The organism is Paenibacillus sp. MZ03-122A (assembly GCF_024213325.1).
In the GTDB taxonomy this organism is placed as follows: domain Bacteria; phylum Bacillota; class Bacilli; order Paenibacillales; family Paenibacillaceae; genus Paenibacillus; species Paenibacillus polymyxa_B.
Genome location: NZ_JANAVI010000005.1, coordinates 263717 through 276395, shown reverse-complemented (window position 1 = coordinate 276395; position 12679 = coordinate 263717). Strand labels below are relative to the sequence as shown.

At 43.8% G+C, this 12679-nt stretch carries 7 protein-coding genes; 1 reads left to right on the top strand and 6 read right to left on the bottom strand.

Going from position 1 to position 12679, the window contains the following annotated elements; genetic code table 11:
- Positions 1-104: 104 nt before the first annotated feature.
- The 3 genes from NLX74_RS13440 to NLX74_RS13430 all read right to left on the bottom strand — a co-directional run bounded on the left by NLX74_RS13440 (position 105) and on the right by NLX74_RS13430 (position 4021).
- Positions 105-2459, bottom strand: a complete 2355-nt coding sequence (locus NLX74_RS13440; RefSeq protein ID WP_254329032.1) for a glycoside hydrolase family 2 TIM barrel-domain containing protein — start codon at positions 2457-2459, stop codon at positions 105-107.
- Positions 2460-2538: 79 nt separating this feature from the next.
- Entirely contained in the window at positions 2539-3333 is a 795-nt protein-coding gene (locus NLX74_RS13435) for a Nif3-like dinuclear metal center hexameric protein (protein WP_254329031.1), read from the bottom strand.
- Positions 3334-3454: 121 nt separating this feature from the next.
- The gene (locus NLX74_RS13430) at positions 3455-4021 is read right to left on the bottom strand and encodes a 5' nucleotidase, NT5C type (protein ID WP_103046900.1); all 567 of its coding nucleotides are present in this window, start codon (positions 4019-4021) and stop codon (positions 3455-3457) included.
- Positions 4022-4520: 499 nt separating this feature from the next.
- Between NLX74_RS13430 and NLX74_RS13425 the strand changes: the two genes are divergently transcribed.
- Positions 4521-5504, top strand: a complete 984-nt coding sequence (locus NLX74_RS13425; protein ID WP_250259500.1) for a glycoside hydrolase family 5 protein — start codon at positions 4521-4523, stop codon at positions 5502-5504.
- Positions 5505-5599: 95 nt separating this feature from the next.
- Here NLX74_RS13425 and NLX74_RS13420 read toward each other — a convergent pair whose 3' ends face one another.
- From NLX74_RS13420 to NLX74_RS13410, 3 genes are read right to left on the bottom strand one after another with little or no spacing between them, the layout of a single operon-like run.
- Positions 5600-7957: a beta-galactosidase gene (locus NLX74_RS13420; RefSeq protein ID WP_254329030.1), complete on the bottom strand. Its 2358-nt coding sequence runs from the start codon at positions 7955-7957 to the stop codon at positions 5600-5602.
- Positions 7958-7978: 21 nt separating this feature from the next.
- The gene (locus NLX74_RS13415) at positions 7979-9265 is read right to left on the bottom strand and encodes a cellulase-like family protein (protein WP_254329029.1); all 1287 of its coding nucleotides are present in this window, start codon (positions 9263-9265) and stop codon (positions 7979-7981) included.
- A complete protein-coding gene (locus NLX74_RS13410) occupies positions 9258-12620 on the bottom strand; it encodes a DUF5107 domain-containing protein (protein WP_254329028.1) in 3363 nt (1120 codons plus the stop codon). The genes NLX74_RS13415 and NLX74_RS13410 overlap by 8 nt, the downstream gene beginning before the upstream one ends.
- Positions 12621-12679 lie beyond the last annotated feature (59 nt).

Sequence of the window (12679 nt, the reverse complement as noted above, 5' to 3'; positions counted from 1 at the left end):
TAAACATATAAAAAGGCCTGAGCAGGTAAAGCATGAGCACTCATCACCTATTCAGACCTTTTAATTAAACTATACGAGCTTTATACTGAATCAACCTTGAATTATCATTTGCGTTCTTGTTCTATTTTCAGTCTGGTTTCTCCCAGCAACCCTCCATCTGCTGACGCTTGAAGCAACAACTCACCAGCCACATAACCGGACTGTACAACAACGAAACACCTTCCTCTGTGTGTTCGTCTCTCATTCCCCTTGAAGGATTCATCGCTGGTGAGATCACCATTGTCTATTCCAAGGATACGACCATCACCCTGTAGTTTAAAGGTTACATCAAAATTCTGGTTAGGTACAATGATCCCGTTTTGGTCTATGACGGTTACTTCTACATGAGATATCTCATGCCCATCAGCAGGTAGGATTACCCGATCAGCCTCCAACTTTAGAGCATAAGGAAGTCCGGCAGTGGTTAATTCATGCTCACAAACCTTATTGTTTCCATTACGACCCACAGCCCGGATTTCGCCCGGTGTATAGGGAAGATCCCATACGATCAAATGATTAGAATAATCCACTAACTTCCTCTCACCGTATGATTCATCATTCACGATCAATTCCACGCTCTCACAATTGGTGAAGGTAACCAACCGTATTAATTTTCCAGCGTATTCAGGAAATGTCCAGTGATCTTCCATGGCCGGAGATCTCCAGTGCATCGTCCATGTCGGATTAAATTCCGATTTCATATGTTCGTTAAATACGGCTATGTGCACAACAGGCTGATTAGACCATAAACTTTGTTGGAGATAAGATACTGGTTTGCGGAATCCGCAAGTATCAATCAGGCCCGAAGACCACCCTTTGGAGGGATAGCTCGTTTCTCCCAAATAGTCAATTCCACTCCAAACAAATTGACCGATCACATAATCATGATTAGCGACATCAAACCAGGGATTCATAGGCAAATAACCTTTAACCCGGTTATCCTTACCCCGATAGTATGGGAATGTTTCTGTTCCCAGGATTAGCGTATCCGGCATGGCCGCCCTATAGTGCTCATACCACTGCTCCTGATAGTTTAACCCTAGAACATCCACTCGTTGTGCCAGCTGTTTGGTATGCTCCACTTTGGCCTCAATCGAACCCTCACGCAAGCTGATCGGTGTATTATGCGGCTCAAGCGCACATGTAACTGGTCGGGTTGGGTCTTTTTCATGGCAGAAACCCACGAGCTGCTCCAACATTTTTAGCATGGATGGCTGACCTTGATTCTCCACTTCATTCCCAACGCTCCACATGAAAACACTGGGATGGTTCCTGTCCCTGAGCAACATTGCTTCCAGATCTTTTTCCCACCACTCCTCATATAAATGCTCATAGAAAAGAGATTTCCATTTGTCAAAAGCCTCATCAACCACCAAGAACCCCATCTGATCACATAAATCTAATAATTCGGGCGCCATCGGGTTATGAGCAAAACGGATCGAGTTGCAGCCCATTTCCTTCAGCTTTTGAAGCCTTCTTTTCATGGCTGTATCATGGTAAGCAGCCCCCAGACAGCCTAAATCATGGTGAATGCACACTCCCTTTAGCTTTAAGCTGTGCCCATTCAGAAATAAACCTTTTTGAGTGTCCAGCTTCACTTCTCTTATGCCAAAAGGGGTACAATAACGATCCACCTCTGTATTGTCACAATAAATTGTCGTTTGGGCTTCGTAGAGCACTGGGTTGTCCGGTGACCATAGTTCTGGCTCTAAAACTCGCGTCTTTTGCTCTATTTCCCCCGTTTCACAGCTCGAAAGAGTGACTCGGTTTTCAACTTTTCCTTTGATCTGTCCCTGTGGGTCCAGCATTTCAGTCATAATCGTACACTCTACGGCATGCGCGTGATGATTAGTGACCTGGATTCTGGTAGTCACCTTGGCTTCATCTGGCGAAATTTCAGGTGTGGTAATGTAAGTCCCCCATTCGGTTATATGAATATAATCCGTACAAATCAGCCAGACATTACGATAAATACCGGCCCCCGAATACCATCTGTCAGGTGAAAGAATCGTATTGTCCACTTTGACGGCAATCACATTCTCCTCATCCCACCGAATATATGGAGTCAAATCATATTGAAAGCTAACATATCCATAGGGCCGCTTGCCCACAAAATGTCCATTGATCCAAACCTCACTGCTACTGTGAATGCCATCAAATTGTATGTATACGCGCTGTTTTGGAGAGGAGGGCTTCACATTAAAGTGCCTTCTGTACCATCCGACAGACCATCTCGGCAAATAAGCTTGATTGCCACCATACAGCATATGTGGATCAAAGGACTTCTCAATGCTCCAATCATGTGGAACCTGAAGGAGTCGCCAATGCTCATCGTTGTAGTCCATTTTCTCAGCACCTGCGTAATTACCCTCTATAAACTTCCAGTCCGTTTTGAACGGCATAATCACTCTGCTTCCCATCATCTTGCCTCCATTTCATAAAGTGGATGAACGGATATAACAGCAGTGCTGGATGACCATCACAAAAGACGTGTTCTCATTACAATATTTGAAACACCGGGCGATCTTCAATAAAGTGTAGCGGGAGCATTGGAAATTGAGCGGAAAGTACATCTGCGAGATACTTCATCCCAGGTGCTTCACTTTCAGCATGTCCCAGCATGATAAGTGCTTTACTTTGACCTTGATAGACAGCATCTTTAACATATTCTGGTGTTTCCCATTCTGGGCCTTCACCGGCAATGACTAAATCCACATTTTCATTTAGAAATAATGGAATGGCTAGATCACCACCTCCCCTGTATCCTACTGAGATTCCCACTCGTTCACATGGCATGGAAACCTCACCAGCCACCCGTACATAACGAATATGTAGTTTAGCTTTGATATATTCAGCGATCTCCTTAACCTCCATAACCGGAATAGTCAAAATGGCGGCCGTCGGCTGCTGCTTCACAATGTAGTTGTGCCAGCCAAGCGCCTGAAGAAGCCCAACCATCACTCCATCCGGTTGATAACGATGTATGGCGTCATGAAACCGATAAATGCCTATACCTGCATCGGCAATGAGGCGAGATTTTTGCAAAAAAACAGGATCATGTAGTAAACATTCATGCATCCTCTGATGACTATAAAAGATGCCTTCATGCGTAATGATAAAATTTGCACCTAGAGAAATAGCTTGTTCTATCACATACTGCGAAGCGGAGAAAGCGGTTACAATTCCGTGTGCCTCAGTATCTATAAATCCTGGTTCCAGCAGATCTACAGTGGTGTTGGGTATGCTTATTCCCTTGGTCAGATGATTCACAATCTGACCCATAGTCATGGTCATACACGTTCCCTCCTCATGAATAAGGTATATCAATTTTACCATTTTATTTCAATCATAGGTGCTATTCTTTCTAGCAAAACAGCCAGTTCCAAAGGAGCCAGCTGTTTTACGAATGGTTCTATTATTTATACAGAACCCCTAAAATGGAGTCGATTCGTTCTTTTGCCCCTTGCCAGGATGTCATGACGGGGAACTCATATTGCTCTCTTGCTCTCAGATTCCATGGATGAGGAATGCAAAGCACCTTTTTCCCCTCCTCTAGCGCAGGCACTAAATTATGAGGACCATCATCAATCAGGAGATCATAGTTAATCAGGTTTTTTCGTTTACATGGGAAAAAGTTCTCAATCGGAATGAATGGCATATGTCTTTGAAGCCAGTTCCATTTCTCTACGACGGTCTTGGGTTCTGCCGCTGTCACAATAATGACATCAAAAGCATTGCAAAGCTTTTCCATTTCTTCTACAACATACTCGTCAAATAGTTCAAGTTCCTCAAACAAACCCGGTCGTCCATAAAATACATCAAGCGTGCTCTTTGGATGACGTAGATGATCGGTGTTCCAATCTAACATTTCTTCATACCGAAGCGGATGAGTGGGAAATTCACTATTGTTATGGTATATGGCTCGTTTGACGAGATGACAGATGGTATCGTCCATATCGACTGCAATGATTGGTTTTCTCATCAGCTTGCCCCTATTCACTCTGGTAAAATTTTTCATAAGAATATCATACTATAATTTAATATCGTGGTGAAGCTTAGGTATTGCTTCCGATAGATCTCACCTTTGTTCAAGATAATCAGTCAAGTAGAACGTTAGGTTTATCTACATAAACTAGGCATAATAAAGCAAAACTAGTTAGGTTATTTTTATCTTAAAAAAAACTAAATTACAAATAAATATCGAAGGAATACATCTTAATAGAAGCAATAAGTACAATAAAATCATAGAAAAATCACACATAAATAAGTAATCTATGTGTCTGCATTTCAAAAGCAAAAAAATAGCTAAAAAAATCAATTGCATAACAAAAACACAAATGATAGAATAACAAAAAAAATAACTATTACCAAAAATGAAAGCGTTTTATATTGTGTTTAGCTTACTGCTGTATACATACTTACATACCTACTTCATCTCTATATAGCAGGAAGTTGAATAATATATTTAGGGAGGAATAAAAATGAAGGTATTGTTAAGAAAAGCATTATTGTCTGGACTCGTCGGTGTGCTTATCATGATTGGTTTGGGGGGATTCTTCTCCAAGGCACAAGCTGCTTCAGGATTTTATGTAAGCGGTACCAAATTGTATGATTCTACAGGCAAGCCGTTTGTTATGAGAGGCGTCAATCATGCTCACAGTTGGTACAAAAACGATCTTTATACAGCTATCCCGGCAATTGCCCAGACAGGTGCTAATACCGTCCGAATTGTCCTTTCTAACGGAAACCAGTACACCAAGGATGACATTAATTCCGTGAAAAATATGATCTCTCTCGTCACGAGTTACAAAATGATTGCTGTGCTTGAAGTTCATGACGCTACGGGCAAAGACGACTACGCGTCTTTGGATGCAGCTGTGAACTACTGGATTAGCATAAAAGATGCTCTGATCGGCAAGGAAGATCGGGTTATCGTAAACATTGCGAACGAATGGTATGGTTCTTGGAATGGAAGTGGTTGGGCTGATGGATACAAGCAAGCGATTCCCAAGTTGAGAAACGCAGGTATCAAAAATACGCTCATCGTCGATTGTGCCGGATGGGGACAATATCCTCAGTCTATCAATGACTTTGGTAAATCTGTATTTGCAGCTGATTCTTTGAAAAATACGGTATTCTCCATCCATATGTATGAGTTCGCGGGTAAAGATGCTCAAACTGTTCGAACCAATATTGATAACGTTCTGAATCAAGGACTTCCGCTGATTATTGGTGAATTTGGCGGTTACCATCAAGGAGCAGATGTCGACGAGACAGAAATCATGAGATACGGACAATCCAAAGGGATAGGCTGGTTAGCCTGGTCCTGGTATGGTAATAGTTCCAACCTTTCCTACCTTGATCTTGTAACAGGACCTAATGGCAATCTGACGGATTGGGGAAAAACTGTAGTTAACGGAAGCAACGGGATCAAACAAACATCGAAAAAAGCCGGTATCTACTAAAAACACATTAAGAAAATAAAAAAGACTCATGTATTCACTGGCTGATTACTTTATGTAGATTATTCTGGAAAAGAATCACCATATAACCTTCTGGGTTATATGGTGATTTTGATTTCATATACAGGCACAAGGCTAACCGAACCGATATCTACGATACGTTCCTTTGTCGTCTCTTTCCAGCCCGCCATAGTCGTATTGTTGTTGAGAACCTTACCCTTTCGAATGGGGGAAACATATACGTACAACCCTTGCTCGATGAGCCGATGTTCCAATGCTTTCAAACCTATTTCCCAGGTCGTATGGTTGCAGAAATTATCATTGATCAGTTCGCCATCCATAAAAGCATAGCCGATATCTCCAGTATAATCGATACGCAGCAGAGCTTCCTTGATTCCATGAAACGCATCTGTTTCAAAATCAATAGTAAATTTATCGTTATTTACCCTTTTCAAATTGAAATGGATTTCTTTCTTAGGAGCCTTTAAACGATACGTTTTGAATAATTCACTTTCTGTTATTTCAAGCAGCTCTCCACCGGAAATAGATGTGAATGAGGCGTCAAAATCCGGGAATACACTCAGAGTTACCATTTCTTGGCCCGTTGATTCCAGCCTTAGAACGCCCTCAGATACAAGTAGATTGGCATTTGTCAAAATGACTCTATTTCGGTCTTGCATGTTTACCTTCCAAAATGTAAGACTTTGCTCATCAGTCATCGTGTAGATCTTAACTTTTTTGCCGCTTTCAGATACCAGGTGAATGAAACTATCCTCCTGTTCAGCAACCTTAATGATCGTGTTCCCATCGAATTGCTCTATCGAACCTTTGTCGATTGTGGCACTGATGATATCTTGTGACTCCATTGCATACGTTCCTTTCATGCCCTCTGGTACAAAGAAAAAATAATATACTTCTCCATCTTCTTCTATCCTTGTTATCAGCTGTGCCGTAGCATATTTAAGCATTATTCCATCTAAATTAAAGTTAAATGGCAATATGGCGAAGCTATCACGTCCTAACGTCAGTTCACCTTGACTAGGAATTACAATCGTTTCCTCAGGCAGCTCAATGCTCACATTAAAATCGCACAGGTCGTCATTTTCGACATGGTCTTGGAAATTATTTAGAAATAGGTACCCCGATCCGGCACTGGATCGCACTGCATATCGTAACGTTTCCACATCATAAGGGTCCATCTGGGACGTATCCCCTGGCAGAATAGTCTTTGTTAGAGAGAATTGCTTTTGGAACGTTGAAAAAAAGTAATGTTGCAGCTTTGTTCTTTGGTATGACTCCCTTACTTGACCGAATTCGCCGATCATGGCGTTGAAATCATAGGATATTTTGGGTGTAGCTAGATCATTTGTATATGGGTTAACCTGACCTCGAGGATTGGAACCCCCATGATACATGTAGTATCCGATCAGGTTACAGCCTTCTGCAACCTTCATGACAGTCATCGCTGGAACACTACGGTAGGGAAAGGCGAACCGATATTTATAAAACTGAACCATGCCGCCACCCATTTCACAGCAAGCGTACGGATAGTCTTCAGGGGCATATTGAGGCTCAAAATTGTAGCTCTTTGGAATCTTGTTATTATGCTTGTCTCGGAAAATGTATTCCGGTGTCGCAGGATGCTCTTCCATCCCTTCCAATCGTCCCTCTTCGTAGTAGATCCATGGCCAATAGGCATACCCGCCCCATAATGGCAGCATATCAGGGACAGGAGTTGTGGCTCCTCCCCATCCTGTGCACGTATAGATCGGAGTATCAATCCCCGCTTCCAGAGCTATTTCTTTAAGTTTTAACATATGCGAGTTACCGTCACTTCCGCTGTTTAACCACATATCATTAATTCCTACAGTCAACGCCCACTGGGCAGATGAATGATGATGTTCGTTTTCGATTTGGGTGCCGATAATCGGCCCCCCTTCCTTATATAGCAGCCCTTTAACCTGGGCACCGATCTCGTTATATAATCTTCTCGTATAGAACAGATACCCCTCATCATTAGAACGAATCTCAAATGGTCGACCAAATAACCAATCCGGCATACCGCCGTTTCGAATTTCCCCGTGATTGAAGGGTCCGATCCGAATAATGGAGTATACCTGATGTTTGCCGCACAACTCGATGAAACGACGAAGATTCTTGTTCCCACTCCAATTAAAGATACCTTCAACTTCTTCATGTAGGTTCCAAAAAATATAAGTGGCAATGATGTTTACGCCGCCCATTTTTATTTTAATAATTTCGTCTTCCCAATAGCGTTCATCATAACGGGCATAATGGAATTCACCACAAATACCGAAAAAGGGCTCTCCGTCCTTCTCCATAAAATAGTTGGTGAATCCGATTTCCTCTCCTTTTGGATTGGTGCCGCCAAGTTTGATATGTCCCTTAACAATTCGCTTTTGATCGTCTTTGACTGTAACTCGATAGTTTCTCATGGAGTTCACTCCCCTCACTCGTTAATCTGAATTCAGGATAAATTGATTCCACTTGCGCTGCCAAGCGATATCATTCCAGAATGGATGATGGGGAGCACAGTTAGAGCAGAGGGTCATTCCCCAGAACCCAAGTGCCATTCCTTTTCGCAACACATATTCAGCTATAAATTTACCGATTGGGCCTTCTTCAAATTGGGCATACAGCGGCGTATAGCCTACATAACCTTCTCCTATGACAATTGGAATGCCGGAATGACGAGTCCATTCATGAATCTCTTCCAATCGGGAGTCGGCCTTCTGCAACATGGCAATTTTATGGTCTCCATACCGATCGTACAAAAATAAATCCCATTGATCGGGATCTACCCAGTCGTGCAAATAAATAAGCCTCATGCCGACTGGATTGCCTTCCATCCGCCAATTCTGCTCCGGAGGCAGGGTCCACTCTGCAAATGGAGGAGCGTCTTCTCTTAATAGGGATTGCACGAATGGATTGGGGAACGGCGCCAACTCATCATCAAGCGCTGCCGCTTCCATAAGCTCATTGAGTACCCCTTTAATATAAAGATGAAAATGGGCAACCTGCATATTGCTCGCGACGTAAGTTTTAGGGTAGGCTTCATTTAACGTATAGCTGGCCGTCATCATGATATCAGGATGACATTGGCGGAGATATCCAACTGCTTCTTCTACGTAGGGCTGCATGGCTTCAATAAGCGCTGGTACATTCGTTTCGGCTATGCCTTCAGACGTTCCGACGGCGTTTAACTGCCCAAATTCCACTTCGTTATGCAGCTCTGTATAGATAATCTGGTTCCTATAGCCTTCTGCTGTGACGAAACGGATCAACTGATCCATTGATTTTGCAATGGCCATGAATCTCTCCTTAGGAGGAATTGCAGCTAATTCATCTCTAAGCCCAGCATGAGCCAGAAAGCTGGGACTCTGCTGATATTCCCAAGAGGATAACATAATGTAACAGTTATGAGCCTTAGCTTGTTTAAACAGTTCAAGTAAATGAGCATGCCCGTCCAGCACTGCGCCGCCACGACAGTTATACCAACGTGTACGCTGGCCTACTTCCCCAAGGTTAGCAAACTCCAAGGGACCGGGACGTTTGCCATCCGCAGTAAACAACATGTATGGCATAGCACATATTCGGATCGTATTGTACCCTCTTTCGACCGCTTCTTTAAAACGGGCTTCAAGATCGCTGTAGGGCTCACCTTCCTGTGTCATTGTATACCAGGAGAAGTCCCACATGGTGATCGTCAATTTGCGCGGTAACTTCCTCATGCGATTATTCATTTGATTTCCCCTCCCCCTCCCAGTCCCAATCCATATGGTTCAATGCTCCTTGGTGGTTAGCTTCCAGCTTGAGCACGGATTTAAAATGCAAGATAGCTTCGTCCTGTCGCCCTAATCCAAGTAAACCAAGTGCCTTCATATAAGTACAATGAACCTGATTACGAATATTCAGGTCATCTTCAAAGATGAGAAAGTCGGGTAACGAGACCGCGAAATAATCCATTTTCACGGATTCAAATAAGTGTCTTTCGGCGTAATCAATGAGCTTGTTGAATCGACGCACGCCTTCCTTCGCATAGCCAAGTTTCTGCCAGGCCAATCCTTGGTAAAATATCATATCCGGCTGCTGATCGTTATAATACATGGCGTTAATGGGTTCCCCCAGTCCTTGAGAAGCCGTGGAAAAAGCCTGCCTTGCCTCATCTGTTAATTTCGATAGCTCATACGCGCAGCCCAAATAATAGTAAATATCGTTATCTTGGGAACCCTCTAGCTTACCTTCGCCAAGATTCTCTGGATACACTAAAGCCTCCTGCAGCCCTTTTACAGCCTGTTCAATCCGTCCAGACCTCAGGTCGGACTTGGCAAGCTCTACCTTGGCAAGCCTATACTGTCCAGTTACCTTCCCCTCTCCGCCTTCCCATGGATGAAATATTCTCCCTGTCAGCAAGGACAACGCTACCTTATGTTGCTTCATCGTATTGTGAACGGTTACATATTCCAAAAACAGATCATCCCGAAGCTTTATGATTCCCGGATAACTCTCCATTAGATTCAATCTGTCGTTGGGCCTGATGTTCAGCTTCTTATACAGCTGGTCAAGCTCATAAAGAACACGCGCGTCTGAAGTATTGCACGCAAAGGCCTGCTCTAACGAATGGCGAGCCTTCTCCACTTGGCCTTGTTTGTTAAAATATCCAAGAGCAAGATTACGGTGAACAACGGGGTAAGTATCGTCAATGGAACGAGACGTTTCCCAGCTGGAAATGGCATCCAGATGCCGTTTCTTATCATAGAGTAAATTACCTAAGTAATAATGCGCCTTTCCATCCCCCGGTCTCGTTCGAATTGCAAATTGTAACACATCCAACTCAAACAGACTGCTAGGAAAGCAGTAGTCGGGTACTGCATCTGCGGCCTGAGCGAGAGCATTGTTCATCTGCTCATGCTTGCCGATTTTAGCATAGCAGAAGGCCTGAACGTAATACAGCATAGGGTATGTTTTCGCCTGCTCTGGAGCTTCTTCCAGCACACATGCTGCATCCTCATAAAGTCCCGCCGCCGCATAGTCCGATGCTACCGCTATATAATTATGCACATCTCCACGCATCCATTTTTCCAGCTCTTCGAGGACCGTTTTAGCATCATCTCGTAACCCGAGAGCCTCTAATGATAATGCTTGCTCACGGTAAGCTCCAAAATCGGCGATATCGAGCTTCATCGTTTCCTTGGAGAAGGCTATTGCCGCTTCGTAGCTGCCGAGCTTACGAAGAATAGCCGACTTCAGGTTGCATGCTTTGTAATTGTGAGCATTGCGGATGATTGAACGCTCCACGAGCTCCAATGCATCTTCATAGTTCCCTTGTTCTGTCGTAATCTGTGCCAGTGAAAAATACCCGCTGTCTTGCCATGCCGCACTCCATACTGATTTATAAAATGCAGCGAACGCCTCATCCAACCGCTCTTGGTGTTTTAGCGACAAACCAAGCTGGTAGTAGGCCTCACCGTCATAGGGATTAGAGTTACGCCAGGTTACCCGCGAGATGGCTTTACGAAAGCACTCTTCACTTTCTGAATACAACCCTCTACGAAGAAGCAGCGTACCATATGCCACATTTATGCGGCTGTCATTTTTATCTCTTTTCAGGCCCTCAAGATAGTACGCCTCGGGTTCAAAGGTAGCATGACGGTATTGCTCCAAATGTTGTCCTGCTAAATACAATTCTTCGTTCGTTCTTAATTCCTCCGGTTCTGGCAGGGGGGCGGCAGCAGCCGGCATCTGTTCAACGTCCTTTTTTTTCGGCTGGTAGCTAATCAGCTCCCTTCCGGTCGCGTCTTTGACGGTTAAGCATAGTCCATAATCCCCATCCTCAGCCAAAATAACTGTCTTCTGTATAAAGGCCTTATTAGGTGTCAGATCTAAGGTTTCTTTAATATAAACTTTCCGCTGACTACTTAATTCCACAACAGCCTCACGAAATGAGGAAGTTACATAGACTCCAATCTGTGCTGTCCCTTCGCTGCGATTTAATTCCAGATTAACGGCTGCGTCAATTGAAGCGTTTTTGACCATACCAATATGTTTGTAAGGCATAAAATACTGCGAGAACGATTTTTCTTCATACGGCTGAAGCCAAGTGAAATCTGGTTGGTTATCGGTATATACCCCCGTCATCAACTCGATGTAGGGACCATCTTCGTCTGTTAGATTCCGGTCCCATGCCTGGCCGAATTCGCCATTTCCCCATGTCCATTGCTTTTTTCCAGGAGAGATGTGATGGTTGGCCACATGCAAAAGCCCGGCTTGTTTCATATGGTCATAGCCACCTATGAAATTGTAATCCGATTTATAAGCCATATATGAAGTGGGGACAGGAATATTTTTATATCGGGAGATATCTACACCTTCAGAATAATCCATTTTATAATAAGTGCCTGTAGCGATCGGGAAACGGGATACATCTCGCCTTCCATGGTCGAACACGGCTGATACGTCTGGAGGAAAAACGGATTGTGTGTGATCATGTACCGCTACGGCTGGATTGGCCCACCATAGAAACGTTTGAGGCTCGGCAGTCCGATTGTATAGCTGGGCCTCAACTTTAAGGTATGCTTTATCCGGTTGTAGTGTAAAACCCGCTGTTACTTTCGTACCGAACATACGATCAATTTCGCTCATCCATACCGTTGCGCTTCCGTCGTCATGTTCTTCCAACTTGTATTCAACAGGCCCATAAGTGTTGGGACGGTGATGCTGCGGCCAGTTGAACTCAATCCCTCCAGATATCCACGGCCCCAATAAGCCCACAAGCGCTGGTTTGATGACCCTGTTATAATATACAAAATCGTAACCGTTGGTCTTGTCGACCGCACGATAAATGCGGCCTCCCAGCTCTGGCATGATCTCAATGCGCAAATATTTATTTTCCAGAAAAACCATTTGGTAATTTTCAAGTTTCTTCTCATCCTCAATTTTATCAATTACCGGATGCGGATACACTCGACCGGAGCTTCCCTGATAGACACGTTTCTCCAGAAACATTGGATTTTTGTCGGGTTTGCCAATTCCATACGTGGGGATCTGCACAGTTTCCTCCCACACGCGTGCCTTAGCGTCGAAAATGCTCAATTCCATCACTCCCTCATAGTCGCGCTTATATTCAGAGCTTACAAGTAAGCGACATTACAGACAAT